Source organism: Aestuarium sp. (assembly GCF_023253315.1).
GTDB lineage: Bacteria > Pseudomonadota > Alphaproteobacteria > Rhodobacterales > Rhodobacteraceae > Marivivens > Marivivens donghaensis.
This window is the reverse complement of sequence record NZ_JALRGW010000009.1, coordinates 1-26,374: the sequence shown is the minus strand read 5'-3', so window position 1 is coordinate 26,374 and position 26,374 is coordinate 1. Positions and strand designations below refer to the sequence as shown.

The following is a 26,374-nucleotide window of genomic DNA, read 5'->3' as shown; positions in this document are numbered from 1 at the left end:
CATGGCATCTAAAGTTCGGCTCTATGTAGAACAGGCCCTTGGTGAAGGGCAAACCGTCTCTCTTGAAAAAGAGCAGGCTCATTACCTTTTTGGCGTGATGCGTTTGACCGAAGGCACAGTCGTGTCGCTGTTCAACGGTCGTGACGGCGAATGGGATGCAGAAGTTGCGCAGGCAGGTAAAAAGGCAGGATCGCTTGTTTGCGTGTTGCAGACAAAGCCGCTGCAAATGCCGCCTGACCTCTGGTTCTATTTTGCGCCGATCAAAAAAGACCGCACTGATTTCATCGTCGAAAAAGCGGCAGAGATGGGCGCGGCGCGGATCATCCCTGTTCAAACCGACTTTACCAACTCTGGGCGTGTGAATGTAGAACGCTTGCAGGCCCACGCGCTTGAGGCGGCAGAGCAGTGCGGCGGCACCTATGTTCCTGAGGTTGGGGAAATGGAGAAACTGTCCAAGGTGCTCGACCATTGGGACGAAAGCCGACAGTTGATGTTCTGTGACGAGGCGCTTGTCGGTGCCCAAGAGGTTCTGACTGGTGCAGGCAAGGGCCCATGGGCGATCTTGATCGGACCAGAGGGCGGTTTTTCAGAGGCAGAGCGCACACGTCTGAAATCTAAACCCTATGCGCATTCCGTCAGCCTCGGTCCGCGCATTCTGCGCGCCGACACAGCTGCCGTGGCTGCCCTTACGGTTTGGCAGCAGCTTTTGGGCGATTGGTAAGACATGGAAAACCTGATCCGGCCCGAAGCCAAGGCGGCGCTGCTACGTCATCAGCAAACCATCATGGGTGGCGCAATTGTTGCGCTTGGCCTGTGGCTCGCGTCTTTTAGCTTTGGGATCGTCCTTTGGTTCGCTTATGCGGTCACTCTTGTCGGTTTCGTTGTGGCTCTCGATGGGCTTCGTCGGGCACGGTTCAGCAAAGCGGCCTCAGGTGACGGTCCGGGGATCGTCGAAATTGACGAACGTCGGATTTCTTGGATGTCGGCGCATTTTGGCGGGTCCGTCGATATGGACCTGCTGAAAATGGTCGAGGTTCAGGTGACTGCGGGCGCAAAGGCGCTTTGGATTTTCACTCAGACGGACGGCCAAAGATTGGCAGTGCCATCTGCGGCTCAGGGCGCTGAGAAACTTATCGATGCGCTTGCGGCGCTAAAAGGGTTCGATTTCGCAACGGCCCTCAAGGCGCTGGAGGCGAAAAAAGAACAACGTTTTGTGCTGTGGCGCGCAGGTGATTTGCACGTGGAAAAACAGGTCTGACCATCCCTTGACTTGACCCGCTAACAAGTCCACCTCAAAGCTTCATTACGAATTTAACAGATCGAGGCGACCCCATGTCTATACCACAATCCGGCGGAGGCCCGATCGAAAGCCATGACCAGCTGGCGGAATACCTCGCCTCTGGGTGCAAACCCAAAGAAGATTGGCGCATTGGCACCGAACACGAAAAGTTCGGCTACTGCCGTGATAGCCTACGCCCGATCCCCTATGAGGGCGAACGGTCGGTCAAAGCGATGCTCGAAGGGCTACGTGATCGCTATGGCTGGGATCCCGTTCACGAAGCGGGGCAACTGATCGGCCTGACCCGCAACGGCGCCAACGTGAGCCTAGAACCGGGTGGGCAGCTGGAACTATCTGGTGCGCCTTTGGAAACCATCCACCAGACCTGTGATGAAGTGAACGAACACCTGCGTGAAGTGCACTCTATCGCGGATGAAGTGGGCGTCAGCTTTATCGGTCTGGGTGCCGCGCCGATTTGGAAGCACGAAGATATGCCTGTGATGCCCAAGGGGCGTTACAAGCTGATGACCGAATACATGGGCCGTGTTGGCACGAGCGGCACGCAGATGATGTATCGGACCTGCACGGTTCAGGTGAACCTCGACTTCGCGTCTGAGGCCGACATGGTGCAGAAATTCCGCGTAGCTCTGGCGTTGCAGCCTGTCGCGACCGCGCTGTTCGCGAACTCGCCCTTCTTTGAGGGCAAGTTGAACGGTCACAAATCGTGGCGTTCGCAGATTTGGCGGCACCTTGATGACAGCCGCACGGGGATGCTGCCCTTCGTGTTCGAAGACGGCATGGGCTTTGAACGCTACGTGGATTACGCGCTCGATGTGCCGATGTACTTTGTTTACCGCGATGGCAAATACATCAATGCGCTGGGCCAGTCATTCCGCGATTTCATGAAGGGTCAACTGCCCGCATTGCCAGGTGAGACCCCGACATTGTCGGATTGGGCTGACCACCTGACCACGGCATTCCCCGAGGCGCGTATTAAGAAATACATGGAAATGCGCGGTGCCGATGGCGGTCCGTGGCGTCGTCTGTGTGCGCTGCCTGCGCTTTGGGTTGGCATGATGTATGACCAATCCGCGCTCGACGCCGCTTGGGACTTGGCCAAAGGGTTTGATGCTGAAACCCGCGAAGCTCTGCGTGTTGCTGCGTCAGTTGATGGTTTGCATGCGCAGGTCGGCAATATCAAAATGATGGACCTCGCCAAAGAAGTCGTCGCTATTTCCGAGGCTGGTTTGAAAGCCCGTGCCAAAGTCGGCGCGAATGGCCTCATTCCTGATGAGACCCATTTCCTGAATGCCCTAAAAGAGAGCCTTGAAACGGGTCAAGCGCCTGCGGACGAACTGATCGCCCGTTACAATGGTGATTGGAACGGCGACCTGACCAAAATTTATGGCGATTATAGCTACTGATCAGCCCTTTTGGCCGATCTTACCCTCGGTTCCGCTGCGCAGTCTCTGAATATTGGCCCAATGGCGCCAGTAAATCAGGACTGCCAGTAGAACGCAGAGCATGAATAGTTCATGGCGTCCGATCAGGGCTGCGTAGACGGGCGATAGGCCAGACGCCAAAAGCGCTGACAGCGACGAATAACGGCTGATCACGGCGGTCAAAAGCCATGTTGCGCAGACCATGAGGCCAATCGGCCAAGAGATGGCGAGCATGATGCCGATGAAAGTCGCGACACCTTTGCCGCCCTTAAATCCCAGCCACACAGGAAAACAGTGACCAAAGAACGCAAAGAGCGCGGCCGCCTGTGCAGCACCTTCGCCAGCAAAAGCGCGAGCGAGTAGAACAGCCACAGCACCCTTGCCACCATCAAAAATCAGCGTCAGCGCAGCGGCTTTTTTGTTGCCAGTCCGCAGAACGTTCGTCGCACCGATGTTGCCCGACCCGATTTTGCGCAGGTCGCCAAGGTTCATCGCTTTAGCGAGGATCATGCCAAAGGGTATGGACCCCAAAAGATAGCCGATAACGGACCAAAGGATGACGGCGGTCGGGGCTTGGCTGAAGTCGGGCATCGGTTACTCCTGATCGACGCGGCGACCCGCGACCCATGTGCCTGCGACTGTGCCTTGAAGACGGGCGCCGTCAAAGGGGGTATTTTTGGATTTCGAGCGGAGTTTTGACCGATCAAGGATAAACGGCGCATCTGGATCGAACAAGACGAGGTCTGCAGGTGCATCGGCAATCAAACGACCACAGTCGAGGCCGAGTCGACGCGCAGGGTTCAGCGACAATGCGCGGAACAGTTTAGGCAATGTAATATGCCCAGCATGTACCAGACGGAGCGAGGCGGGCAGCAAGGTTTCTAGCCCGACCGCACCGCTCGCCGCATCTTCAAACGGCAGGCGCTTGGATTCTTCGTCTTGGGGGGTGTGCATCGAACAGATCACATCGATCAACCCGCTCTCAACAGCTTGAATGACAGCGATCCGATCTTCTTCGCTACGCAGAGGCGGTTTGAACTTAAAGAAGGTTCGATAGTCCGCAACGTCGAATTCGTTTAACGTCAGGTGGTGGATGCCGACCCCTGCTGTGACGTCCAGCCCATTGCGTTTCGCGCGTTCAAGAGCGGGGAGCGCGCGGGCGGTGGTGATTTGGTCCGCGTGATACCTTGCACCCGTCATTTCGATCAGCGAAATATCACGGTCGAGGCCCATACGCTCTGCAATTGGGTTGACCCCCGGCAGGCCGCGAAGGGACGCGAATTTACCAGATGTCACCGACGATCCTGCGGAAAGCGTTGGTTCTTGGACGTGGCCGATCACCAGTGCGCCAAGGCTTTTGGCGTAGGTCAGGGCGCGGCTGTAAATCTTGGCATCGGTGACCACGTGATCGCCGTCCGTAAAGGCGACAGCCCCCGCATCCAAAAGGAACCCGATCTCTGTCATCTCGCGGCCATCGCGACCTTTGGTCAGCGCGGCCATGTGGCAAACGTTGACCTTTGCATCGGCCTGCGCACGACGCGCGACGAACTCGAGTGTTTCAGGGGTATCAATCGCAGCCGTGGTGTCTGGACGAGTGACAATAGTGGTCACGCCACTGGCCGCTGCGGCACGGCCTGCGGTGCGGTAGGATTCTTTATGACGCTCGCCGGGTTCGCCGACCTTCACGCCCATGTCCACGATGCCGGGCGCGAGGCATAGTCCGCCGCAATCAATCGTCTCTTTTGCTGGACGCGTTTCACCTTTTTCGAGGATGGCTGTGATTTTGCCATCTTTGACCGTGATCGCCCCGAGGCTATCGGTCAGTGTGACCGGATCAATCAGTCGTGCGTTATGAAAAAGAATATCGTCCATGTCCGTCCCTCAGGCCGCCTTTGGTCTTTGGGTATAAGCGAACAAACGCAGGGCGCAAGCGGTGTCAGTGGGAAGTGGCCTGTGCAGCCTCAATCGCGTCTTTCACAGCGTCGGGATCGCCTTGATAACGGATCAGATGTTTATCACCGTTCAGTGTTACAACTTGGACGGCGGTCCAAATCACGTTGACCTTGGTGATGTTGTCCAAGGTCGTGACCTTGTTTTGTGGGCCCATCATGCGTTGATTGGTCAGAACCCAGACGGATTTACGTTCATCTGGGCCAAGGTAAAGCGCCCGAACCCCAATCGCCAAAACAGCCCCGACGGTCGCAGTCCACCAGTGCGGATTGCCCATGCCGATCAGAATGCCCGCGCCGACGACTGAGAAAAACAGCGCCATCCACGCCTGTGATCGCCAAAATGTGACGGTATCAGCCGTCATGCGCATGATCTCTGCTTCGCCATCGTTAAGAGGGATCGTCGGGACGAAGTTCCGGTTCATGCCCAAAATGGCATTGTCAGGTTGGTGTTCGCGATTTGCCATCAGCCAGCTATTACGACCATGACCACTACCAAAAGCGCCATCACGGCGAGTGCGGCCATTGCCACCATGCCGCCCATTCGCGCATCTGATTTCCGTTTGTCACTCATCGGTCGTTCCTTTCAAAACCCGCAGTATCGCAGTTTTGCGCCCTTCGGTTTGTTTCAGGTCAAACGGCGACGTTGGTTTGAGCAGCGCGTTTTGCGCGCAGGTTCCGAGCCAAGAGATCCATCGCGGCCATACGCACAGCCACGCCCATTTCGACCTGCGTCTGGATAACCGAGCGGTTGATGTCGTCGGCAATGGTACCGTCGATTTCAACGCCGCGATTCATCGGGCCAGGGTGCATAACGATTGCGTCGTCTTTGGCATAGGACAGTTTTTCCGCGTCGAGACCGTAGCGGTGGAAATACTCGCGCTCGGACGGGATAAACCCACCGTCCATACGTTCCTTTTGAAGGCGCAGCATCATCACGACATCCACGTCCTGCAGGCCTTCACGCATGTTTTCGAACACTTCGACGCCAAACTCTTGCATGCCGGATGGCATCAGCGTCGGCGGAGCGATCAGGCGCACGCGGTTTTCCATTTTGCCCAAAAGCATGATGTTCGACCGTGCAACGCGGCTGTGCGCGATATCGCCGCAAATCGCGATCGACAGGCGGTGGAGACGGCCTTTTGCACGGCGAATGGTTAGCGCATCCAAGAGCGCTTGGGTCGGGTGTTCGTGGCGACCGTCACCGGCGTTCAACACGGCGCAATTGACCTTCTGGGCGAGCAGATCGACAGCACCCGATGCCCCGTGACGCACGACCAGAAGGTCGGGATGCATCGCGTTGAGGGTCAGTGCCGTATCAATCAGCGTCTCGCCTTTCTTCACACTCGATGTGGCCATGGACATGTTCATCACGTCCGCGCCCAAGCGTTTGCCTGCCAGTTCAAAGCTCGACTGAGTGCGGGTCGAGTTCTCAAAGAACATGTTGATCTGGGTCAGACCTGCCAAAACGTCTTTGTGCTGAATGCCCTGACGGCTTTCTTCGGCATAACGATCCGCCAAATCCAAGAGCGTGGTAATTTCTGTCGGGTGGAGGTGTTCGATCCCCAGCAGGTGCGCGGCATTGAATGTCATGAAATCCTCCGGTCGAGCCTTGGGTTGCTTATAGGTAAGGGGCGGGCAGGCGGCAAGGGAGCCTAACGCCTTGAGATTACCTCTGCACATCTGGCGCAGAACGCATTAGGGTCTGCCCATGGAATCTGCACATGACTACTGGACGGCACATGCCCTGCTTGAATGGCAGGTCGAAATGGGAGCGGACGAGGCAATCCTCGACGCACCCTTGAACCGGTATGAGCTTGTTGATGAAAAGCCTACGGCCAAAGTGTCGCCTTTGGGTAAAGCCGCGCCGCCACCGGTTCCGGTGAAGGAAAAAGTCGATCCTGTTGCTGTTGCTAAGGCCGCCGCTAAGTCAGCAGAGACGCTGGAATCGCTCGCTGGTGCGATGCGGGCGTTCGAGCATTGCGAATTGAAAAAAGGTGCGCGGAACTTTGTCTTTGGCGACGGGGCCGTGAACGCAAATGTGATGATCATTGGCGAAGCGCCGAACCGCGATGATGACCAACATGGCAAACCCTTTGCTGGGCCAGTTGGCGATCTGTTAGATAAAATGATCGGTGCCATTGGGCTGAGCCGCAGCCACTCTGATCCTGCGTCTTCGGTCTATGTGACAACCGTTCTGCCGTGGCGCCCCCCTGCGAACCGTGTGCCCGAAGCGGCTGAGCTCGCGATGATGTTGCCGTTTTTGACCCGCCATGTCGAACTCGTGGACCCTGCGATCATTGTTCTAATGGGCAATAGTCCGTGTCAGGCCTTGCTCGGCAAAGCGGGCATTTCGAGGCTGCGCGGGCAATGGACCACTGTTTTGGGTAAGCCCGTTCTGCCGATGGCGCACCCTGAACAATTGATGAAAAACCCTACGGCCAAGCGTGATGCTTGGGCGGATTTACTTGACCTCAAAGCACGGCTGTCAAACCCATGACCCAAACCACCGTCCGCGAATTCATCCCCGTACGAATTGCCGTTCTGACGGTGAGCGATACGCGCACATTGGCCGAAGATAAATCGGGCGATACCCTTGTCGCGCGCATTGCTGACGCGGGTCATATTCTAGCCGATCGTAAAATCATTCGGGACGACCGCGACGATATTGCCGCGATTTTGCGGGAGTGGTGCGAAAGCAAAGACGTAGACGTGATCATCTCTACAGGTGGCACGGGTTTGACTGGGCGGGATGTGACCGTCGAGGCCCACCGCGATGTCTATGAGAAAGAGATCGACGCGTTCTCAACGGTGTTCACCATCGCATCGATGCAAAAGATCGGCACCTCAGCGATTCAGAGTCGTGCAACCGCGGGCGTGGCGATGGGGACATATCTCTTTGCGCTGCCCGGTAGCACGGGGGCCTGCAAGGATGCTTGGGATGAAATCCTCGTGAAACAACTCGACTATCGGCACATGCCCTGTAACTTTGTCGAGATTTTCCCGCGTCTCGAAGAACATAAGCGACGGAAATAGGATCAACGTCCGTTAGACCTATGTTGTGGACCTTCGTGGGGTTTGCACTAAAACATGTCTGAACTTTAATGGGACGCGACCATGCGCTTTTTACGCCGGAGCCTCACGGGTGTTTTTCTTCTTGGTTTGACGCTGGCCCTGCTCGCGATTGCTGGCAACACTGTCCGTAGCGCGATCCAAGCGCGACTGTCCCAAGAAGCGCCGAACTATGGCCAGCGAGAGCGCATTGCTTCGGTGAATGTCCTCACCGTTCAGGCCGCGACACTCCAACCTGAGATCACGGTTTTCGGTGAGGTTCGCAGTCAGAGAACGCTTGTTCTGCGTAGTCCCGTCGGCGGCAATGTGATCAGCGCCGATCCTGTCTTCGTTGAGGGTGGCGCGGTAAAGGCGGGGCAGACGCTCCTGCAGATCGATCCGACCGAAGCTCAGACGAGTCTTGCCCTTGCGCAGGCTGACCTAAAAGACGCCGAGGCGGAACTGCGTGAAGCTGAGGGCGCGCTGGACATTGCTCGTGACAGCCTCACCGAAGCACAAGCGCAGGCGAACCTTCGCCAAGCTGCGCTCGAGCGGTCCCGTGCCTTGCGCGAACGCGGAACAGTTACTGCATCAGATGTAGAGACTGCCGAACTTGCCGTGGCCGCGGCCAATAGTTCGGTCCTAAGTCAGCGTCAGTCGTTAGCTCAAGCCGAGGCGCGTGTTGATCAGGCAGGCACAAGCCTCGACCGGGTGCGTCTGTCTGTTGCGGATGCAGAGCGGACCTTGAGCGACACCACGATAACGGCCAGCTTTGACGGAACCCTTTCGGATGTATCCATCGTCGAAGGTGGTCGCGTGACGGCGAACGAACAGATCGCGCAGCTTATCGACCCGTCCGCGTTGGAAGTCGCTTTTCGTGTTTCCACAGCGCAATACGCGCGTCTGATTGACGCGAACGGTGATCTTCTCGACCTGCCCGTTCAGGCAACGCTGGATGTGTCTGGATTTACACTCGAAGCCCAAGGCCGCGTGACGCGCGAAAGCCCGACTGTGGCAGATGGTCAGACGGGTCGTTTGCTTTACGCGTCGATTGAGTCCGCACCGGGCCTGCGCCCTGGTGACTTTGTCATGGTTCGTATTGTGGAACCTCCGCTCGACAATGTGGTGCTTGCGCCTGCTGCGGCAGTTGGGTCGGATGGTGCCGTTTTGGCCTTGGACGACGAGGACCGTTTAGAAACTGTTCCTGTCACGGTTCTGCGCCGTCAGGGGGATGACGTCATCCTTGCCGTTGGTGACCTGAATGGCCGTCGAATTGTCGCCGAACGCTCACCGCTCCTCGGTGCGGGGATTAAGGTGAATCCGCTGGGCGAAGCGGGCGCCGAAGCCGCAGCGCCAGAGATGATCGAACTCGACGCGGATCGTCGTGAAAAACTGGTGAGCTTTGTGACGGGCAGCCAAATGCCCGACGCCGTCAAAGCCCGCCTAATCGCTCAGCTTGAACAAGACACAGTCCCTGCCGAAACGGTGCAGCGGATTGAATCGCGGATGGGGAGCTAAGCCATGTCGCGCACGCTTCTGGATCGTGGGGCAGGCGGGATTTTGTCGTATTTCACACGCCACCGCACTGCCGCAAATTTGTTGATGGTCATTATGGTCATCGCGGGATTGGTCGCGTTTCCAAAAATGCGGGCCCAGTTCTTTCCCGACGTCGTCTCGGAAACCATCCGCGTTAGCGTGGCGTGGGATGGGGCAGGGGCTGAGGACGTCGATCGGGCCGTGGTTCAGGTTCTCGAACCCGTTCTCCTTGGTGTTGAAGGTGTAACGTCGAGCGAAAGCCGTTCCTCCGAAGGGGCCGCGCGGATCGATTTGGAGTTTGAGACTGACTACGACCTCGATCAGGCAGAGAAAGACATTGATGCCGCGTTGAGTGCGATTAGCTCTCTGCCCGAAGAGGCCGATGACCCTGTGATCCGTCGAGCAGGCTGGTCGGATGGCGTGAGCGATGTGATCATCACGGGGCCTGTGGGTGTCGATCAACTGTCGCGCTTTGCGGATGAGATGGTCGCACGTCTCTTTGCGGCAGGTGTGACACGGACCACGATCCGAGGGGTCGCGGCGCCTGAGACATTGATCGAAGTAACCTCGCTGTCTCTTATCCAACACGATGTGACGATCAGCGAAATTGCGGCTGCGATTGCGTCCGAGGTCAATGCCGATCCCGTAGGCGATATCGGTGGGGCCTCGCGCGTTCGGGCCGGCACCGAAAAGCGAAGTGCAGACGCTCTGTCGGCGATTGTTCTACGTACCAATGACGACAATTCGGAACTTACCGTTGGCGATGTTGCGACGATCACCGTCGAAGGCCCAGATCGCGACCGTGCCTATTTCGTTGGTGAAAATCCTGCGGTTCAAATCTCGGTCGTTAGGTCGGCATCTGGCGACGCCATTGGTCTGCAACGCTCTGTCGAAGAGGTCGCTGCTGAGATGCGGTCGACCTTGCCCGAAGGCGTGAGCGTCGATCTGATCAACACCCGCGCTGAAATGATTACTGGCCGCCTGAATATCCTGATGGAGAACGGTGCGCAGGGTTTGGCTTTGGTGCTTCTGCTCCTGTTCTTATTCTTGAACGCACGCACGGCGGTTTGGGTGGCTATGGGCATCCCCGTCTCAATGCTCGCCGCGATTTCGCTGATGTATATGTCTGGCATCACGATCAACATGATTTCGCTCTTTGCGCTGATCATAACGTTGGGCATCGTGGTCGATGATGCGATTGTTGTGGGCGAACACGCAGACTTTCGGGCCCGACGCTTGGGCGAAACGGGTGCAGTTGCTGCAGAAAACGCGGCGCGTCGTATGTTCAGCCCCGTGTTTTCGGCGACCATTACAACGAACATCGCATTTTTCGGGCTCTTGGTGATTGGTGGCCGTTTTGGCAACATGATCGCTGATATTCCGTTTACCGTGATTGTTGTTCTCACGGCGAGCTTGGTTGAATGCTTTGTGATCCTGCCGAACCACTTGTCCCATTCGGTCGGCACAGGGTTAAAGCAGCATTGGTATGACGCTCCATCGCGGGTCGTGAACCGTGGCTTTGGTTGGGTGCGGGATCGGGTTTTCCGCCCGCTGATGTCCCTGATCGTTAAGGCGCGATACGCTGTGTTGGCGGGTGCGTTGGTGATCCTTGCCGGTCAAGTATCGCTCTTTATCCGCGGTGATGTTCAGTGGCGGTTCTTCTCTTCGCCAGAGCAGGGTCAGGTCAGCGGCAATATCGCTATGCTGCCCGCCGCAACGCGCCAAGATACTCTGGCGATGCTCGATGAGTTGGAACGCGCGACCAATGCCGTGGCTGCGCGATATGAGGCCGAGGATCGCATCAATCCAGTGAACTATGTTCTGACCCAGATCGGCGGCAATTCGGGTCGTGGTTTATCTGGTGCGGATACCAAAGAGAGCTATCAGCTCGGCGCGATTACGATTGAGCTAATCGATGCCGACCTCAGGTCAATTTCGTCGAGTGAATTTGTATCAGCCGTTCAGCAAGAGGTCATTCAAACACCGATGACTGAAACGCTCTCGTTCCGGTCATGGGGCGCTGGGCCAGGTGGCAACTCGCTTGAGGTGCAGATTTACGGTGCGGATGCGGATACGCTCAAGGCCGCTGCGGAAGCTCTGAAAACAGAGCTCGCTCGGTTCCCAGAGATATCAGGGCTCGAAGATTCGCTCTCCTACGATAAGGAAGAGTTGATCCTTGAACTGACGCCACAGGGGCAGGCGCTGGGCTTTACGATTGATACGCTGGGCACCGAACTGCGCCGCAGGTTGGGTGGGGTTGAAGCGGCCACATATCCAGACGGCACCCGTAGCGCGTCGATCCGCGTTGAAATCCCCGAAGAAGAACTGACGGCCGACTTCCTCGATCGTATGTTGTTGCGTTCAACCGCGAGCGTCTATGTGCCGCTGGCTGACATTGTGACGGTGCAGCGGGAAACTGGGTTTAGCACCGTGCGGCGTGAAAATGGCCTCATGCTCATTTCTGTGACGGGTGACTTGGATGACGAAGACGCGGATCGCGCGTCAGAGGTCAAGCTGTCGATCAACGAAGATATCCTTCCCGATGTGGAGAGCCGCTATGGCGTTTCGACAGATCTGGGGGGATTGAGTGAACAGGAAAACGCGTTTCTTGACGATGCAAAGGCGGGCTTGGCCTTTATCCTTGTCGGGATTTACCTGACGCTTGCGTGGATTTTCGCGAGCTGGACCCGCCCGCTCGTTGTGATGTCGATTATTCCGTTCGCACTGGTGGGCACGATCTACGGCCATAATGCGTGGGGCATCCCGATGAGCATGTTCACTGTGGTCGGGCTCTTGGGCATGGTCGGCATCGTGATCAACGACTCGATTGTTCTGGTCACGACCATCGACGACTATGCCAAAGAACGCGGCTTGATCCCTGCGATTATTGACGGGACGGCTGACCGTTTGCGGGCTGTGATGCTGACGACGGCCACGACGGTTTTGGGCCTTCTGCCGCTGCTTTACGAAGGGTCCAGTCAGGCTGAATTTTTGAAACCCACCGTGGTCACGCTGGTCTATGGCCTGTCCTTTGGCATGGTGATGGTGTTGGTCGTTGTGCCATCGCTGATCGCCGTTCAGGCCGATATCGGAGGGTTGTTCACTGCGGCGCGTCGGGGGGCAATCGCGCGGGTAAACTCTATTCGTGTACCTGTCGGTGTCGCCCTCGTTGCAATGGTCGCAGCCTTTGGTGTCGTTGTGCTGCCCCTGATCGTGTCTGGCACGCCACTAGTTGCCGCGTTGCCGGCAAGTCTGGGCGTTGCCTTTGCGCTTTATGCAGGTGTCTTGGCTCTTGGAACGCTCGCCATTTATGCGGTGTCAGGGATCATGATCGGGCGTGTACGGCGAGCTTAACCCGTGCAGCCTTGAATATCGACGGCACGACCAGATCCCAACACGGTTAGCCGAATTTTGGATCGGTCGAGCATGTATCCTTGGACCATCGGCACCACATCGACGGTCGCTGTGAGGACGCCTCCTTCGCGGGTGCTGTGGGACTCTGAAACCCACGCGCCCGGTGCCTCGACCACGACGAATTCGTTGTCATCGAAGGTGGGCATTTCAATTGAAGCCGTCAGGCGGAGGCCGTCACGAATAGGCACTGCCGAGCATTGAACCTTTGAAACATTCGCACGATCTGCCGTCATGGGCTGGTCAATCAGCGCACCCGCAATGGCGGCGTTTGGTCCGCCCTTATCGGCCAATAGAGCGTCAAAGTTCAGGGACACAGGCACGCAGATGTCATTGCAGACGCCCATATCAACCTCGCCGCTGAGGTACATGGGATCGCCATCTCCCGTGAGTTCGATGGGGATCACCACGGTTCCGTGATAGCCGATTGTCACCGCGCCATTCGTTTCGAAAAGTTCGGGTGTTGGCCAGTGGAACGCCGCGCTAGAGATATTCTCTGATCCCGTCCATTCGAACTGCGGCGGAATGCCCGCGTCACCCGGTGCCCGCCAATAGGTTTTCCAACCGTCGGCCAGTGTGATCTTCAACCCAACCATTCGCGTTCCAGATGGCGTCTGCCAACCGGGGATAATATCAATGGCGGCCACGCCCTGTGGCGCTTCGGCGAAGGCAGGGGGGGTAATTCCGAATAAGGCGATGATGGCTGCTGCGACTCTCATTGCGCCTAAATTACGGACAATGCATGTAATGGGAAGTCACGTTCCGGCGAGTCCTTGTAGCAGAGGGCTTGAACCTGCCTCGTTCGCGACCCATCATCGCCTTATGGACTTTGCATCTACCAATTTGTCGGGAAAACTCCTGATTGCTATGCCCGACATGGGCGATCCGCGTTTCGAACACGCGGTCATCTATATGTGCGCGCATTCTGACGAGGGGGCGATGGGCCTCATCGTCAATAAACCTGCCCCAGACATTCGGTTCCGCGATCTGCTGTCACAGCTAGAGATTCCGACGGGCGATAGCGTGCGTGACATCCGTGTCCATTTCGGCGGCCCCGTCGAGCATGGTCGCGGGTTCGTCCTTCATTCGTCGGACTACGCGTCTGAGACTGGCACGCTTGAGGTGGATGGCCATACGTCGATGACGGCCACGACAGATGTTTTACGCGATTTGGCGAGCGGAGGTGGCCCTTCGATGTCCCTACTGGCGCTGGGTTATGCGGGTTGGGGGCCGGGACAGTTAGAGGCAGAGATTGCCCACAACGGTTGGTTAACCTGCGATCCAAAGGACGACATCTTGTTTGGTCGCGCCCACGAGTTGAAATGGACTGCAGCGCTCAAGCAATTGGGGATCGATCCGATCACCCTGTCGTCGACCGCTGGACACGCGTGATTACTGCGCAATAACGCCTTTGATCAGCTCGACCGCCTCAGCACTATGCCAATCGGCGCCTCCGGTCAGACGTGCGACTTCCCGGCCGTCCCGATTGATCAGAACCGTTACAGGTAGTCCTGCGACCATCATGGAGCGTGCAAACCGCATGTTGGCGTCGTTGTGTTTTGGCAGGTTCGTCACTCCGATCTCTTCAAAGAATCGGTCTATTGCGGGCGCGGGGTTACGGCCCGTCGCGATGGTGAGGACTTCAAACGCGTCCCCGCCCAATTCGTCTTGGAGAGCCGACAGGGCAGGCATCTCTTCGCGGCAGGGAATGCACCATGTCGCCCAGAAGTTCACGAGCAGAACCTTGCCATGATATGGCTCCAAGGTCGTTTCGGTACCGTCCTCGGTCACAAAGCTCGCATCGGAGCTTTGCATGGGGCTATCGTGCCAGATCAATTTGTCCGAAACGCTGTCTTCGGCGAGGGCGGCATTTGCAACGCAGGCAAACGCCGTATAAAGCAACGCTGACACAAGTTTCCGCATGGGGCCTCCAATATGACCAAGACTTCGAACGCGATGTGGGGCGGACGTTTTTCCGCCGGACCGGACGCCATCATGGAGGCAATTAACGCCTCGATCGACTTTGACAAGCGTCTCGCCCAGCAGGACATCGAAGGATCCCGCGCCCACGCTGCGATGCTCGCCGCGACTGGTATCATTACCGATAAAGATGCAGAGGCCATTCGTGAAGGCCTGCTCACCGTTTTGTCAGAGATCGAAAGCGGAAACTTCGCGTTTTCGAAATCGCTCGAAGATATTCACATGAACGTCGAAGCTCGTCTGAAAGAAATCGTAGGCGAGCCTGCAGGCCGTCTGCACACAGCCCGCAGCCGTAACGATCAGGTTGCAGTCGATTTCCGCCTTTGGGTTCGTGACCAATGTGACGCGGTTGATGGTGCCATTGAGGCGTTGATGAAAGCCCTGCTCGGTCAGGCCGAAGCTGGCGCTGATTGGGTCATGCCGGGCTTTACCCACCTTCAGGTCGCGCAACCTGTGACATGGGGCCATCATATGCTGGCCTATGTCGAAATGTTGAACCGTGACCGTTCGCGTTTTGGTGATGCGCGCAAGCGGATGAACGAAAGCCCGCTGGGCGCTGCGGCACTTGCCGGCACAGGTTTCCCGATTGATCGCCATATGACGGCAGAGGCGCTGCGGTTTGATCGTCCGACGGCGAACAGCCTCGATTCGACATCGGATCGTGACTTTGCGCTGGAATTCCTCGCGGCGGCGTCGATCTGCGCAATGCACTTGTCCCGTTTCGCCGAAGAACTGGTGATCTGGTCCTCCGCTCAGTTCCGTTTCGTGTCGATGTCTGACCAATGGTCCACAGGTTCGTCGATCATGCCGCAGAAGAAAAACCCTGACGCAGCAGAGCTGATCCGCGCGAAAATCGGACGTATCTTTGGTGCGAACGTTGCCCTGATGACCGTGATGAAAGGCCTTCCGCTGACCTATTCGAAGGACATGCAGGAAGACAAAGAGCAAGTCTTTGATGCGGCGGACAACCTCATGCTGGCGATTGCTGCGATGACGGGCATGGTCGAAACCATGACCCCGATGAAAGACAATCTGCGTGCGGCAGCGGCGAGCGGCTTCTCGACCGCGACCGATTTGGCGGACTGGTTGGTGCGTGAGCTGAACCTCCCGTTCCGTGATGCGCACCACGTGACGGGTGCGCTGGTCGCAATGGCTGAGAAAAAAGGATGTGATCTCCCTGATCTTAGCCTTGCCGACATGCAGAGCGTGCATCAGGGTATTACAGATGGCGTCTTTGGTGTGCTGACCGTCGAAGCATCGGTCATGTCGCGTCAAAGTTATGGTGGCACCTCGCCGGTGCGTGTGCGCGAACAAATTGCGCGTTGGAAAGAGGCTCTTTCGTGAAAAAAGCGGTCGTTTTGGCGGTTTTGGTTTTGTCGGGATGTGGCGCGGACGGATTTCCGCTGCGGCCCATCGCGAACCTTGGGTTCAATGTGAACGAGCAAGGGCAAGTGGTTCGGAATTGTCAGGTCGGCGGTGCGAATGAAACCGTCCAAATCAACGTGAACTGCTGATGTCTATCCTCCGTCTTCTTTATCTCGCGCTTGCGATTTGGGGCACCATCAAACCGATGTCCCATTTCCTAGCCTATATGGAGGAGACGGGAACAGGGCTGAGCGGATTGATTGACGCGTGGTATGTCAATCAATCCACGGTGGGCCTCACGTGGGACCTGACCATTGCCGCTATTGCGCTGACGGTCTGGGTCATTGCCGAAACGGCTGTTCGTCGCAATTGGTCGGCCTTGATCGCCATTCCAGCGACGTTTTGCATTGGGGTGAGCTGCGGTTTGCCCCTCTACCTTTTCCTGCGCACACGGCCCGCGCGGTAAATTCGCATTAAGGGCTTGGGGTTTTGTGCGGATTTGGTATGACGCCCTGACCCGAGACCGGAGGCTGCAATGGATCATTTCATTTATCGTGACGGTGTTTTGCACGCCGAAGACGTTCCCCTGACCGAAATAGCGGCGCAGGTTGGAACTCCGTTTTACGTATATTCGGCGGCGACCCTGCTGCGTCACTTCCAAGTTTTTGATGAATCCCTTGCTTGGGGTGAGCACCTCGTATGTTTCGCGATGAAGTCGTTGTCGAACGTCGCGGTGCTGAAAATGCTGGGGCAAGCGGGCGCTGGTATCGACGTTGTGTCCATCGGGGAATACCTCCGCGCCAAAGCTGCGGGCGTGTCGGGCGACAAGATTGTGTTTTCGGGCGTGGCGAAAACGCGCGAAGAAATGAAGATCGCGTTAGAAGGCGGCATTCGTCAGTTCAATGTCGAATCCGAGCCAGAGATGGAAGTCCTGTCCGAGGTTGCATTGTCATTGGGTAAGCTTGCGCCGATCACTGTGCGTGTGAACCCTGACGTGGACGCTAAAACCCATGCGAAAATCGCGACGGGTAAAAAAGAAAATAAATTCGGCATCCCGATCAGCCGCGCCCGCGAGGTGTATGCCCGCGCCGCTGAGCTTAAAGGCCTCGATGTTGTTGGTATCGACGTGCACATCGGTAGTCAGTTGACCGATCTAGAGCCGTTCCGCCTCGCCTATCGCAAAGTAGCCGAGCTGACCGAAGTCCTGCGCGAAGATGGCCATAACATTCGCCGTCTCGACCTCGGTGGTGGTTTGGGTATTCCATACACCCGCTCGAACGAGGCACCGCCGCTGCCCGTTGAACTGGGGCAAGTGATCCGCGAAGAAGTTGGGCATCTGGGCTGTGAGGTCGAAATCGAACCCGGTCGTCTGATCGCAGGCAATGCAGGTCAACTCGTGTCGGAAGTTATCTATGTGAAAGAGGGCGAGGATCGTAAGTTCCTGATCCTTGATGCTGCGATGAACGATCTCGTCCGTCCGTCGATGTATGACGCCCACCATGACATCGACCCAGTGATCGAGGCTGAACCGGGCGTTGAACCAGAAACCTACGACGTTGTCGGGGGTATCTGTGAGACGGGCGATACCTTTGCCAAGGGGCGGAACTTACCGCCGCTGAAGGCTGGCGATCTGGTGTCGTTCCGTTCGGCTGGGGCTTATGGCGCTGTGATGGCGAGCGAATATAACTCGCGTCCCTTGGTGCCCGAAGTTCTCGTTCAGGGTGATAAATTTGCGGTTATCCGCCGACGTCCCACCTATGAAGAAATGATTGCCCGCGATATCGTTCCCGAGTGGCTCTGAGCACGTTAAGGTCAGGGCACGACGCATAGGAGTGAACAGCTGGCCGACGTGACCGAAAGCTTGCCGCATCTACGGTTCCCAATCCTCGCAACCTTTGTGGGGATCGTGGCCGAGCGTTTGGTGCGTGCATTTTGGCCCGTTTGGACAATCCTCTTCCTCATGCTCGCGCCGCTTTTGCTGGGCGTTCACAATGACATGCCTTTGGAACTCGTCTGGACCCTCGCGGTTGCTGGGCTGATCGGTATTGCCGTGTTCACGTGGCGCGGTTGGCGGCGTTTCCGCTGGCCGCTGCGGGCTGAGGCGCTTGCGCGGGTTGATGCGCGTTTGCCGGGTAGACCAATTTCCGCGCTTGGCGATGCTCAAGCGGTCGGTGCAGGTGATCCCGCATCAGAGGCCGTTTGGATTGCCCATCTGCAGCGGATGCAAGATCGAACCAAGGCAGCGCGTTATGTTTCGCCCGACCTGCGTGTGTCCCAAGCCGACCCGTTCGGCCTTCGTTATATTGCGCTGTTGTTCCTGATGGTCGGGCTTCTGTTCGGTTCTGTCACACGTATCGGAACCGTGGCTCAGGCCTCGCCCGTGGGGTCGGCTGCCACCACTGCGACAGGGCCAACGTGGGAGGGATGGATCGAGCCGCCAGCCTACACGGGCAAACCAACGCTCTATCTACCTGATCTGGACGAAGATCGGATCGAGGTGCCCGAAGGGTCGCGCTTCACCGTTCGGTTTTATGGCGACGTTGGCGCGTTAACGTTGTCGGAAACCGTGTCGGGGCGTCGTGCTGACGAACTGCCACCTGCGTCTGATCAGCATCAAGTGTTTGAGGCATTGCAGCAGGGCGAATTGCGTATTGATGGCTCGGGCGGTCAGGCCTGGGACGTCTCCATTGTGACTGATGGCATACCTTCGGTCGAATTGACGGGGCCGGCTCTTTCGAATGCCGAAGGCCAAATGACCCTGCCGTTTCGCGCGACTGACGACTATGGGATTACAAGTGGGTCCGCGACCGTGTCGATTGACCTTGCCCAGATCGACCGCCGTCATGGCCTAGCGATCGACCCAGACCCGATTGCGCCTCTGATTGTTGATCTACCCATTCCGATTACGGGCGACAGGGCTGCCTTCGATGAGGCGTTGATTGACAACTTCAGCCAATCAGTCATGGCGAACCTCCCTGTGAAAGTGCGTCTGGAAGTGACAGACGCTAAGGGGCAGGCGGGACAGTCCGTCGAGACCCAGATGGTTCTACCAGGGCGTCGTTTCTTTCAGCCTGTCGCCCGCGTGATCATCGAACAGCGTCGAGATCTGCTTTGGTCGACGGCCAATGCACCGCGTGTCGCGCAGTTGTTGCGGGCGATTTCAAACCGTCCCGATGGTTTCTTTCGAAACGAGACGCATTTCCCGATGGTGCGCGGTGTCGTTGAAACGCTTGAAGCGAGATACGAAGGTGGTTTGACAGATGAAGAGCGCGATGAGGTTGCGGCGCTCATGTGGGACCTCGCGATTGAATTCGAAGAAGGCGCGCTTGCCGATGCTCGCGAACGGCTCCAGCGGGCCCAAGATCGTCTGGCCGAAGCAATGCGCAACGGCGCGAGTGCGGCTGAAATTCAGGAACTGATGGACGAGCTGCGCGACGCAACCAACGACTACATGCAGATGCTCGCCGATCAGATGGACCCCAACGAGAACGCGACGGATCAGCCAGATGGTGGCGGCGAGACGATGCAGTTCACACAGGACGAGCTCAACGCCCTCATGGATCGTATCCAAGAACTGATGGAAGAAGGCCGTATGGCCGAAGCTGCGGTCCTGATGGAACAGCTCAATCAGCTCATGGAAAACATGAAAATGACCCAAGGCGAAGGGCAGGGTGGTCCTCGGTCTCCGGGGCAGAAATCCATGGAAGATTTGGGCGAAACACTTCGCGACCAACAGCAACTGTCCGACGATGCCTTCCGCGATCTGCAGGATCAGTTCAACGGTGGCCAGCAAGAGACGGAGCAACGACCCGGCGAAACCCCACGCGAAGGGGACGGTACGAACGGCGATCCAGGTCAGCAGAACCTAGCGGACCGTCAAGAAGCTTTGCGGCAGATGTTGGAAGAGCAGCGCCGAAATTTGCCGAACCTGTCAGGTGACGAGGCCGAAGCTGCGCGTCGCGCCATCGAACAGGCAGAGCGGTCTATGGACCGTGCCGAGGACGCGCTACGCCGTGGCGACATGGCAGAGGCGATTGACCGTCAGGCCGAAGCGATGGACGCATTACGCGAAGGGCTGCGCGAACTTGGTCGTGCGATTGCCCAGTCTGAGCGCGATGAGAGCGGACAAGGTCAACAGCAAGGGGATCAAACCGCTCAAGCGGCCCCACGTCAGAGCGATCCACTGGGACGACAGCTGGGCACCGAAGGGCAATCCGGCACGGATCAGAACCTCTTGCAGGGCGAAGATATCTATCGTCGCGCAGGCGAACTCTTGGATGAAATTCGCCGTCGTTCTGCCGAATTGGATCGGCCAGAGGACGAACGCAACTATTTGCGGCGGCTTCTAGATCGGTTCTGATCGATCAATCGTTGCCGAGGTTGGCAAGCATGCCCTGCACGGTTTCATCCAGCGCAATCCGTTGCCCATCAACCCAAGCAACGTAGGTCTCTAACGCAGGCTGAGATTGCGGAACCATCGCTGCGATGCGGTCGGCGAACACATAACCGCCAGCACCAATAACCGCGATCAAGAGCACGCCAAGGAACCCCGTTTTGAACCCGCTCTTACGGCGAACGACCTGCGCGGTTTGTGCTACAGCATTGTCAGGACGCTCTGATGCCGACCGGAGGGTGGAATTGATCTCATCAATGTCGGGGAGGCGGTCGCTCCGCGGTCCGGCATCGTTAAGTTCAGTTTCTCCCTTGAGCAGCGACATGCGACGACGTGCTTCTTCGGCGCGCTTTGCTTCGGGGCTCGGCGGTTCATCTAGGCCCAGATCGGGCTGGCTTTCCATCGGGTCTTGTTGCGACTCTCGACGGCGTTCCTCGGCTCGGTCTGCTTCTTCTTGCAGAATGCTGGCGATTTCTGGGTCAATGGTCCGACGAGGGCGGCGCGGCGACAGTGTCGGCGGCGGAAGGTTGTCCTCATAGTCTTCGTCGTAGTCGTCTGATGACCCAAAGACAGGTGCTGGTTCCGGACCAAAGTCTGGTTCGGGCATCACTAATTCGTCGTCTTCTTGAACGTGTTCGGGTTCTGGATCGGCTTGAGCGACGGGGATATCAGTCGTGAAAACTGCATCGTTTTCTTCGCGGTCAGAGTCTCCGGGTCGTTCAAACCACGTTGAGCCACAGTTTGAACACTGCACGTCACGTCCGGCCTCCGGAATGACGTCATCTGGGACTTCGTATTGGGCGCCGCAATTGGGGCAGATCAGCCGCATTATACCATCTCCGCCGTCCGGTTTGTCCGAACAGTAAGTCTTTGTTCGAGTATTAGTAACAATCTGAGAGGAAATGGAAAAGCAAAAGCACGCCCATGCCCGTCAAGTGCGATTGAATTCTGCGAGTGTTTTCGGCAGAACACAGCGGTGGGGGCGTGAAAGGATCTTTCTGTGATCGAATTAGACCGTGTGGCCTATTCCTACGGCGGGGGCGAATTGTTTTCAGACGTTTCGCTCAACCTGGCGCCGGGGTCGTTCCAATTTTTGACCGGCCCATCGGGTGCGGGAAAAACAACTTTGCTCAAACTCTGCTATGGCGAGTTGCGTGCTACCTCTGGGCACGTACGTTTGTTCGGTCAAAACGCTCGTGAAATGGGGCGCGATGAGGTCGCATTGGCGCGGCGTAAAATCGGCGTAGTGCATCAGGATTGCCAGTTTTTGGATCACCTCCCCGTGGCGGAGAACATCGCCTTGCCGCTTACGGTCGCGGGTCGTGCCCAAGAGGCGGGTGATTACCTCGAAGACCTGCTGCGCTGGGTCGGCCTCGCGCATCAGGCAGGACAATTGCCACCGGAACTGTCGGGCGGCGAGCGTCAGCGTGCCGCTTTGGCACGGGCAGTGATCATCTCGCCTGACGTTATCATTGCGGACGAGCCGACAGGGAATATCGATTGGGAAATGTCGCAGCGGCTTTTGCGGTTGCTGATCGAGCTGAATAAGATGGGTAAGGCCGTGTTGATCGCGACCCACGATATGAACCTCATTCGGGCCGCGAAAACTCAGGTGCAATCGCGTGTTCTGCGTCTCAACAATCGCCGCCTTCAAGCAGCGGGGGTCGACCTATGATCACCGCATTTGGACGTTTTATTGCTATGTTGGCAGGCGACCCGCTTGCCGATCGTTCAGTGCCGCCGACGGGATATACGGCACGCCTGACCTTGTTCACCTCGGGCGCTATGGCGTTTCTCGCGGTGTTCGCTTTGGCGCTCTCATTGGCCACGGGCCGTCTGGCCGACCGTTGGTCGGCGGAACTGGCACGGACCTCGACCCTTCGGATTTCGGCGCCTGCGGATCAATTGGACGCACAACAGGCCGCCGCGATTAAGCTGCTGGAAACCACACCAGGTGTCGCTTCCGCCCGTGCGTTGAGCGCCGAAGAACAGCAAGAGCTTCTCGAGCCGTGGTTTGGTCCTGACATCCCCATTGCCAGCCTTCCGATCCCTCGCCTTATCGAAATCATCGAAGAGGGCGACGGCTATGATCCAACGGGCCTTCGTGCGCGACTTCAGGCTGAGGTGCCGGGTGCGATCTTGGACGATCACACGCGCTGGCGGGAGCCGTTGATTGATGCGGCTGGTCGGCTGCGGTTATTGGCGGTCACGGCGATCCTTTTGATTGCAGCGGCGATGGGGGCCATGATCACCTTGGCCGCACAGGCGGCGTTGTCGGCGAATGCGCAGGTTATTCGTGTGATGCGCCTTGTTGGTGCGCGCGACCTTTACATCGCGGGCGCGTTTGTCCGTCGCTTTACCATCCGCGCCTTTGCGGGGGCTGCAGCAGGGTCTATCGTGGGTATGCTGGCCGTTCTATTGTTGCCCAGCACCGAAGTCGCGGGTGGTTTCCTCACGGGGCTCGGTTTCCAAGGCGCAGGGTGGTTTGCACCGCTATGTATTCCTGTGCTTGCGGCGGTTGTCGCGTTTTTTGCAACCCGTGCAGCGGCGCTGCGCACACTAAGGACCCAGTCATGAAACAGTCGATCCAGTGGGTCCGTTCCGTCATCTTCCTCGGTTTGATCTATTTCAACCTAATGGTCGTGGGGATTGTGTTTCTGCCATGGGCGTTGGTTTCTCGATCCGGTGCATTTGCGGCGGCCCATACTTGGTGTCGGGCTACGATGTGGCTTGCAGGTTGGATGGTTGGCATCAAGACAGAAGTCCGTGGCACGCCACCGACGGGTGAAGTTATCGTCGCGGCAAAACACCAGTCATTCCTCGATATCATCATGATTTATGCCTCGCTTCCGCGTGGCAAATTCATCATGAAAAAGGAACTGATCTACACGCCTGTGATCGGGATCTACGGTCTGCGGATGGGCTGCGTTCCTGTGGATCGTGGTAAACGTGGCGCAGCGATCCGTAAAATGGTTGCCCAAGTTGTTGCAGGGATCGGCAACCCCGGTCAGCTGATTATCTTTGCCCAAGGGACGCGCGTGCCTCCGACGGAAAAACTGCCCTACAAGATCGGTGCGGGCATTCTTTATAAAGAACTCAAGCAAGACTGCGTGCCCGTTGCAGTGAACGTCGGTGCGTTTTGGCCGGCCCATGGGATCATGCGGACGCCAGGCACTGCGGTGATTGAATTTCTGCCGACCATACCTGCGGGCAAATCCTTGAGCGATTTCATGGAAGAGCTCGAAAATGTGGTCGAAACGAGATCAGAAGAACTGCTGGTCGAGTCTGGATATTACGACCGCCAAAAATGATCCGCTTGGTTCAAAACCCACTGCATCCTGAATCGGCTTTTGTCGATGAGGATGCGTTGGTGGTGGGTGATGATTTGGATGAACTAGGCGTTCCCGATGGCTACGAACGTGTGCGTCTGATCCTGCCTGAAGGGTCCGAATTACGTCCGCAAAACTGGCAGGTCGTGCGACGCTCTGCTGTGTTCGAACTGCCCCCACATCATGAACTTTGCCCCAATGCGGTTCTCGTGAAACCTGCTGAGTGGGCTGCGTGGTTTGAGGCGCACTGGGAATATTACCGTGATTGTCATTCCGACAATCCTCCTGCCCGACCCGTTGATCTGCGCCGTGCGTTCGGAGTTGCCATTGAGGACGGAACCGCCGTCTTTATCGGGTCAGGCTTTGCTTCGCTGCGCGGTATGTCGGCAGGGGTGAGCGAGGCAGGGTGGATTGGCGGAACCAAGGCTGAGGTCGAAGAGGGTATCCGTTGGTGCCGCGCCAAAGCCCATGAAATCGGTGCGAAGGCGGTCAGGTTCGATGCCGACGATACCGATCCGTTCCTTTGGTCTGCTTTGCACAAACTGGCTGATCCGATTGAAGTCTTTGAAACCTTGGAATTGTCCTAAACGAAAAAGGCAGCGGGGTTTCCCACGCTGCCTTTTCAAACTGATATCGCAGTCACGCTGATTAGGCGGCCAAGCCTTTGGCACCCATTGCAAGGAATTTCTTGCGGCGATTGTTGCGGACTTCTTCGCCCGTCTGACCAGAAAGATCGTCGAGCATTTTTTCGATTGCAGCACCAACAGCTTTGATCGCGGTTTTGGGATCGCGATGCGCACCACCGAGCGGCTCTTTGATGATTTTGTCGATGATACCGAGTTCGTTCAGGTCTTGCGCGGTCAGACGCAGCGCCTCTGCCGCTTCACGCATTTTTTCGGCGTCTTTCCACAGGATCGATGCGCAGCCCTCGGGCGAGATGACTGAGTAAATCGAGTGTTCCAGCATCGCGACACGGTTCGCCGTCGCAAATGCAACCGCACCACCAGAGCCACCCTCGCCGATCACGACAGAGATCAGCGGAACTTTGAGCGACAGGCATTTTTCGGTCGAACGGGCGATGGCCTCGGACTGGCCGCGCTCTTCGGCACCTTTGCCAGGGTAAGCGCCTGGGGTGTCGACGAGTGTTATCACCGGAATGCCAAAACGGTCAGCGAGGTCCATTAGGCGGATCGCTTTGCGATAGCCTTCGGGACGTGCCATGCCGAAATTGTGTTCAATACGGCTCTTAGTGTCGCTGCCTTTTTCGTGACCGATTACCATGACTGAGCGACCGTTGATCCGTGCAAGACCACCCAAAACAGCGTTGTCCTCGGCAAAGTTACGGTCACCCGCAAGCGGGGTGTAATCGGTGAAAAGTGTTTCGATGTAATCGCGGCAATGCGGGCGTTCCGCATGGCGGGCGACCTGACATTTGCGCCAAGGTGTCAGCGAGCCATACAGTTGGCTCAGCATGTCTTCGGCCTTTTTTTGAAGGCCTGCGGCTTCTTTTTCGACGTCCATCTCTGGATTTGCACGGGCAAGGGCGCGCAATTCTTCGACTTTGCCCTCAATTTCGGCGAGGGGTTTTTCGAACTCGAGGTAAATCGTCATCTCTTGCCTCTCGGGACGTTACGTTTCGTCTGGATATAAGGCCGCATGGCGGTGCTTTGCAACTCGCCTTGTCGTGTTGAGGCTGTTTGTTGCGCCGAACACGGGCATTTGCAAAGGTGAGTTGATTGATTTTGGAGATTCTCATGCGAGTAGTTTTAACAGCAGCAGCGATTGCACTTTTGGCCGCGAACCCCTTGGCCGCGCAGTCTATCAACTTTGGCGATGATGCCAGCCAGTGGTCGAATGACGGCGAATGCGACGACCCTCGTTTCGAGGGGAAGGGGATGACGACGACCCCGCTTTTGGACTCGGACATCATGCATGACGCGAGCGACTGCGAAGCCGCGTTTAATGCCGGCACGATTACACTATCGGCCTCTGCACAAGCAGGCGTGAAGGGCGGACGCGTCACGGCGCCTGAACCTGTGATCGTGGATGGTATTAACTTCGGCGATGACAGTGGCGAATGGTCGATGGATGGCGAATGTGATGACCGTCGGTTCTATGGATCAGCGATGGCCAGTAGCGTGAGCTGGACCTACGTCGGTGCTGACGCGACCGATTGTTCGGTGGCTTATCTCAACGGTGACGTGAAGCTTTGGGATTACAACGACGCGAAGGCCATGACCAATTGCGCGGCCGTCGATTTTGGCGACGATAATGGCGAGTATCCGCAGGACATGGAGTGTGACGACCCGCGTTTCGAAGGGCCGGCATCCGCGATGTCAGTTGCTATTGAAAACCTCGGCCACGATGCGAGCGATTGTGCGAAGCTTTGCGCTTTTGGTGTGGTGTTCATGCGCGACTACTAATCGCGAGGGCGTTCAACAAAAACGGCCGGCTCTATCAAAGCCGGCCGTTTGAATTTTGTAGGTTTGCCTTAGCTGCCAGCAATCATCTCGGACTGGCGGACAATCACTTCGGCCTGCTTGATCGACGCGATGTCAACCAAACGGCCTTTGTAGACAGTTGCGCCTTCGCCGCGGGCTTTAGCCTCTTCCATAGCTGCGAGGATTTCGCGGGCTTCG

Annotated in this window: 26 protein-coding genes and 1 pseudogene; 18 read left to right on the top strand and 9 right to left on the bottom strand. The window is 57.3% G+C overall.

The genetic code is table 11. The features are described 5' to 3' along the window. Position 1: 1 nt before the first annotated feature. From AC1QQ2_RS06785 to AC1QQ2_RS06775, 3 genes are all read left to right on the top strand, one after another. Positions 2–721 (top strand): 16S rRNA (uracil(1498)-N(3))-methyltransferase, encoded by a 720-nt coding sequence (locus AC1QQ2_RS06785; protein WP_479712568.1) that lies wholly within the window; start codon positions 2–4, stop codon positions 719–721. Positions 722–724: 3 nt separating this feature from the next. After that, complete coding sequence (locus AC1QQ2_RS06780; RefSeq protein WP_479712567.1) at positions 725–1,258, top strand: hypothetical protein; 534 nt, start codon at positions 725–727, stop codon at positions 1,256–1,258. Positions 1,259–1,332: 74 nt separating this feature from the next. Next, positions 1,333–2,703, top strand: coding sequence for a glutamate--cysteine ligase (locus tag AC1QQ2_RS06775; protein WP_479712566.1), 1,371 nt, complete (start codon positions 1,333–1,335; stop codon positions 2,701–2,703). Here the strand turns inward: AC1QQ2_RS06775 and plsY are convergent, their stop codons facing one another. The 4 genes from plsY to AC1QQ2_RS06755 all read right to left on the bottom strand — a co-directional run bounded on the left by plsY (position 2,704) and on the right by AC1QQ2_RS06755 (position 6,263). Continuing rightward, positions 2,704–3,312, bottom strand: a complete 609-nt coding sequence (gene plsY / locus AC1QQ2_RS06770; RefSeq protein ID WP_479712565.1) for a glycerol-3-phosphate 1-O-acyltransferase PlsY — start codon at positions 3,310–3,312, stop codon at positions 2,704–2,706. Between the two features lie 3 nt (positions 3,313–3,315). Continuing rightward, complete coding sequence (gene pyrC, locus AC1QQ2_RS06765; protein ID WP_479712564.1) at positions 3,316–4,593, bottom strand: dihydroorotase; 1,278 nt, start codon at positions 4,591–4,593, stop codon at positions 3,316–3,318. Positions 4,594–4,657: 64 nt separating this feature from the next. Next, positions 4,658–5,137 (bottom strand): hypothetical protein, encoded by a 480-nt coding sequence (locus tag AC1QQ2_RS06760; RefSeq protein ID WP_479712563.1) that lies wholly within the window; start codon positions 5,135–5,137, stop codon positions 4,658–4,660. 166 nt (positions 5,138–5,303) lie between these two features. Then, positions 5,304–6,263 (bottom strand): aspartate carbamoyltransferase catalytic subunit, encoded by a 960-nt coding sequence (locus tag AC1QQ2_RS06755; protein ID WP_479712562.1) that lies wholly within the window; start codon positions 6,261–6,263, stop codon positions 5,304–5,306. A 118-nt stretch (positions 6,264–6,381) separates the two neighbouring features. On the opposite strand from AC1QQ2_RS06755, the gene AC1QQ2_RS06750 reads away from it, so the two are divergent. From AC1QQ2_RS06750 to AC1QQ2_RS06735, 4 genes are all read left to right on the top strand, one after another. Continuing rightward, entirely contained in the window at positions 6,382–7,170 is a 789-nt protein-coding gene (locus AC1QQ2_RS06750; RefSeq protein WP_479712561.1) for a uracil-DNA glycosylase, read from the top strand. Beyond that, a complete protein-coding gene (gene moaB, locus AC1QQ2_RS06745; RefSeq protein ID WP_479712560.1) occupies positions 7,167–7,706 on the top strand; it encodes a molybdenum cofactor biosynthesis protein B in 540 nt (179 codons plus the stop codon). Before AC1QQ2_RS06750 ends, moaB begins: the two co-directional genes overlap by 4 nt. A gap of 81 nt (positions 7,707–7,787) precedes the next feature. After that, on the top strand, positions 7,788–9,239 hold the full coding sequence (locus AC1QQ2_RS06740; protein ID WP_479712559.1) for an efflux RND transporter periplasmic adaptor subunit: 1,452 nt from the start codon (positions 7,788–7,790) through the stop codon (positions 9,237–9,239). Between the two features lie 3 nt (positions 9,240–9,242). After that, on the top strand, positions 9,243–12,611 hold the full coding sequence (locus tag AC1QQ2_RS06735; RefSeq protein ID WP_479712558.1) for an efflux RND transporter permease subunit: 3,369 nt from the start codon (positions 9,243–9,245) through the stop codon (positions 12,609–12,611). Here the strand turns inward: AC1QQ2_RS06735 and AC1QQ2_RS06730 are convergent. Beyond that, positions 12,608–13,387, bottom strand: a complete 780-nt coding sequence (locus AC1QQ2_RS06730) for a protein-disulfide reductase DsbD domain-containing protein (protein WP_479712557.1) — start codon at positions 13,385–13,387, stop codon at positions 12,608–12,610. The two genes, AC1QQ2_RS06735 and AC1QQ2_RS06730, sit on opposite strands and share 4 nt — an antisense overlap. Before the next feature lie 103 nt (positions 13,388–13,490). On the opposite strand from AC1QQ2_RS06730, the gene AC1QQ2_RS06725 reads away from it, so the two are divergent. Beyond that, the gene (locus AC1QQ2_RS06725) at positions 13,491–14,060 is read left to right on the top strand and encodes a YqgE/AlgH family protein (RefSeq protein ID WP_105235837.1); all 570 of its coding nucleotides are present in this window, start codon (positions 13,491–13,493) and stop codon (positions 14,058–14,060) included. On the opposite strand, the gene AC1QQ2_RS06720 is transcribed toward AC1QQ2_RS06725, so the two are convergent. Continuing rightward, the gene (locus AC1QQ2_RS06720; protein ID WP_479712556.1) at positions 14,061–14,591 is read right to left on the bottom strand and encodes a TlpA family protein disulfide reductase; all 531 of its coding nucleotides are present in this window, start codon (positions 14,589–14,591) and stop codon (positions 14,061–14,063) included. It lies immediately after the preceding gene. A 12-nt stretch (positions 14,592–14,603) separates the two neighbouring features. On the opposite strand from AC1QQ2_RS06720, the gene argH reads away from it, so the two are divergent. The 5 genes from argH (at position 14,604) to AC1QQ2_RS06695 (ending at position 20,373) form a co-directional block, all read left to right on the top strand. Further along, positions 14,604–15,992 carry an argininosuccinate lyase gene (gene argH, locus AC1QQ2_RS06715; RefSeq protein ID WP_479712555.1) on the top strand — a complete coding sequence of 463 codons (1,389 nt, stop codon included), beginning with the start codon at positions 14,604–14,606 and terminating at the stop codon, positions 15,990–15,992. After that, entirely contained in the window at positions 15,989–16,162 is a 174-nt protein-coding gene (locus tag AC1QQ2_RS06710; protein WP_158664550.1) for a hypothetical protein, read from the top strand. The genes argH and AC1QQ2_RS06710 overlap by 4 nt, the downstream gene beginning before the upstream one ends. After that, on the top strand, positions 16,162–16,479 hold the full coding sequence (locus tag AC1QQ2_RS06705; protein ID WP_105235834.1) for a DUF2834 domain-containing protein: 318 nt from the start codon (positions 16,162–16,164) through the stop codon (positions 16,477–16,479). Before AC1QQ2_RS06710 ends, AC1QQ2_RS06705 begins: the two co-directional genes overlap by 1 nt. A 69-nt stretch (positions 16,480–16,548) precedes the next feature. Beyond that, positions 16,549–17,814, top strand: a complete 1,266-nt coding sequence (gene lysA, locus AC1QQ2_RS06700) for a diaminopimelate decarboxylase (RefSeq protein ID WP_479712554.1) — start codon at positions 16,549–16,551, stop codon at positions 17,812–17,814. A gap of 48 nt (positions 17,815–17,862) precedes the next feature. Continuing rightward, on the top strand, positions 17,863–20,373 hold the full coding sequence (locus tag AC1QQ2_RS06695; protein ID WP_479712553.1) for a TIGR02302 family protein: 2,511 nt from the start codon (positions 17,863–17,865) through the stop codon (positions 20,371–20,373). A gap of 4 nt (positions 20,374–20,377) precedes the next feature. On the opposite strand, the gene AC1QQ2_RS06690 is transcribed toward AC1QQ2_RS06695, so the two are convergent. After that, a complete protein-coding gene (locus AC1QQ2_RS06690; protein ID WP_479712552.1) occupies positions 20,378–21,235 on the bottom strand; it encodes a zinc-ribbon domain-containing protein in 858 nt (285 codons plus the stop codon). Between the two features lie 171 nt (positions 21,236–21,406). Here AC1QQ2_RS06690 and AC1QQ2_RS06685 point away from each other — a divergent pair, with 171 nt between their 5' ends. The 4 genes from AC1QQ2_RS06685 to AC1QQ2_RS06670 are packed head-to-tail and all read left to right on the top strand — an operon-like array spanning position 21,407 to position 24,322. Continuing rightward, complete coding sequence (locus AC1QQ2_RS06685) at positions 21,407–22,081, top strand: cell division ATP-binding protein FtsE (protein ID WP_067550232.1); 675 nt, start codon at positions 21,407–21,409, stop codon at positions 22,079–22,081. Next, the gene (locus AC1QQ2_RS06680; RefSeq protein WP_249945967.1) at positions 22,078–22,983 is read left to right on the top strand and encodes a cell division protein FtsX; all 906 of its coding nucleotides are present in this window, start codon (positions 22,078–22,080) and stop codon (positions 22,981–22,983) included. The genes AC1QQ2_RS06685 and AC1QQ2_RS06680 overlap by 4 nt, the downstream gene beginning before the upstream one ends. After that, positions 22,980–23,717 (top strand): lysophospholipid acyltransferase family protein, encoded by a 738-nt coding sequence (locus AC1QQ2_RS06675; RefSeq protein ID WP_479712551.1) that lies wholly within the window; start codon positions 22,980–22,982, stop codon positions 23,715–23,717. The genes AC1QQ2_RS06680 and AC1QQ2_RS06675 overlap by 4 nt, the downstream gene beginning before the upstream one ends. After that, positions 23,714–24,322 (top strand): hypothetical protein, encoded by a 609-nt coding sequence (locus AC1QQ2_RS06670; RefSeq protein ID WP_479712550.1) that lies wholly within the window; start codon positions 23,714–23,716, stop codon positions 24,320–24,322. Before AC1QQ2_RS06675 ends, AC1QQ2_RS06670 begins: the two co-directional genes overlap by 4 nt. A 61-nt stretch (positions 24,323–24,383) precedes the next feature. Here AC1QQ2_RS06670 and AC1QQ2_RS06665 read toward each other — a convergent pair whose 3' ends face one another. Next, positions 24,384–25,346: an acetyl-CoA carboxylase carboxyltransferase subunit alpha gene (locus AC1QQ2_RS06665; protein ID WP_067550224.1), complete on the bottom strand. Its 963-nt coding sequence runs from the start codon at positions 25,344–25,346 to the stop codon at positions 24,384–24,386. 143 nt (positions 25,347–25,489) lie between these two features. Between AC1QQ2_RS06665 and AC1QQ2_RS06660 the strand changes: the two genes are divergently transcribed. Then, positions 25,490–26,158 carry a hypothetical protein gene (locus tag AC1QQ2_RS06660; RefSeq protein WP_479712549.1) on the top strand — a complete coding sequence of 223 codons (669 nt, stop codon included), beginning with the start codon at positions 25,490–25,492 and terminating at the stop codon, positions 26,156–26,158. A 68-nt stretch (positions 26,159–26,226) separates the two neighbouring features. Here the strand turns inward: AC1QQ2_RS06660 and AC1QQ2_RS06655 are convergent. Then, a pseudogene (locus tag AC1QQ2_RS06655) lies at positions 26,227–26,374 on the bottom strand (CoA ester lyase); the annotation flags it as partial.

Excerpts from the sequence above, each read along its gene's own strand:
- AC1QQ2_RS06785 (WP_479712568.1), top strand. The coding sequence starts at position 2 with ATGGCATCTAAAGTTCGGCTCTATGTAGAACAGGCCCTTGGTGAAGGG.
- AC1QQ2_RS06780 (WP_479712567.1), top strand. The coding sequence starts at position 725 with ATGGAAAACCTGATCCGGCCCGAAGCCAAGGCGGCGCTGCTACGTCAT.
- AC1QQ2_RS06775 (WP_479712566.1), top strand. The coding sequence starts at position 1,333 with ATGTCTATACCACAATCCGGCGGAGGCCCGATCGAAAGCCATGACCAG.
- plsY (WP_479712565.1), bottom strand. The coding sequence starts at position 3,312 with ATGCCCGACTTCAGCCAAGCCCCGACCGCCGTCATCCTTTGGTCCGTT.
- pyrC (WP_479712564.1), bottom strand. The coding sequence starts at position 4,593 with ATGGACGATATTCTTTTTCATAACGCACGACTGATTGATCCGGTCACA.
- AC1QQ2_RS06760 (WP_479712563.1), bottom strand. The coding sequence starts at position 5,137 with ATGGCAAATCGCGAACACCAACCTGACAATGCCATTTTGGGCATGAAC.
- AC1QQ2_RS06755 (WP_479712562.1), bottom strand. The coding sequence starts at position 6,263 with ATGACATTCAATGCCGCGCACCTGCTGGGGATCGAACACCTCCACCCG.
- AC1QQ2_RS06750 (WP_479712561.1), top strand. The coding sequence starts at position 6,382 with ATGGAATCTGCACATGACTACTGGACGGCACATGCCCTGCTTGAATGG.
- moaB (WP_479712560.1), top strand. The coding sequence starts at position 7,167 with ATGACCCAAACCACCGTCCGCGAATTCATCCCCGTACGAATTGCCGTT.
- AC1QQ2_RS06740 (WP_479712559.1), top strand. The coding sequence starts at position 7,788 with ATGCGCTTTTTACGCCGGAGCCTCACGGGTGTTTTTCTTCTTGGTTTG.
- AC1QQ2_RS06735 (WP_479712558.1), top strand. The coding sequence starts at position 9,243 with ATGTCGCGCACGCTTCTGGATCGTGGGGCAGGCGGGATTTTGTCGTAT.
- AC1QQ2_RS06730 (WP_479712557.1), bottom strand. The coding sequence starts at position 13,387 with ATGAGAGTCGCAGCAGCCATCATCGCCTTATTCGGAATTACCCCCCCT.
- AC1QQ2_RS06725 (WP_105235837.1), top strand. The coding sequence starts at position 13,491 with ATGGACTTTGCATCTACCAATTTGTCGGGAAAACTCCTGATTGCTATG.
- AC1QQ2_RS06720 (WP_479712556.1), bottom strand. The coding sequence starts at position 14,591 with ATGCGGAAACTTGTGTCAGCGTTGCTTTATACGGCGTTTGCCTGCGTT.
- argH (WP_479712555.1), top strand. The coding sequence starts at position 14,604 with ATGACCAAGACTTCGAACGCGATGTGGGGCGGACGTTTTTCCGCCGGA.
- AC1QQ2_RS06705 (WP_105235834.1), top strand. The coding sequence starts at position 16,162 with ATGTCTATCCTCCGTCTTCTTTATCTCGCGCTTGCGATTTGGGGCACC.
- lysA (WP_479712554.1), top strand. The coding sequence starts at position 16,549 with ATGGATCATTTCATTTATCGTGACGGTGTTTTGCACGCCGAAGACGTT.
- AC1QQ2_RS06690 (WP_479712552.1), bottom strand. The coding sequence starts at position 21,235 with ATGCGGCTGATCTGCCCCAATTGCGGCGCCCAATACGAAGTCCCAGAT.
- AC1QQ2_RS06680 (WP_249945967.1), top strand. The coding sequence starts at position 22,078 with ATGATCACCGCATTTGGACGTTTTATTGCTATGTTGGCAGGCGACCCG.
- AC1QQ2_RS06675 (WP_479712551.1), top strand. The coding sequence starts at position 22,980 with ATGAAACAGTCGATCCAGTGGGTCCGTTCCGTCATCTTCCTCGGTTTG.
- AC1QQ2_RS06670 (WP_479712550.1), top strand. The coding sequence starts at position 23,714 with ATGATCCGCTTGGTTCAAAACCCACTGCATCCTGAATCGGCTTTTGTC.
- AC1QQ2_RS06665 (WP_067550224.1), bottom strand. The coding sequence starts at position 25,346 with ATGACGATTTACCTCGAGTTCGAAAAACCCCTCGCCGAAATTGAGGGC.
- AC1QQ2_RS06660 (WP_479712549.1), top strand. The coding sequence starts at position 25,490 with ATGCGAGTAGTTTTAACAGCAGCAGCGATTGCACTTTTGGCCGCGAAC.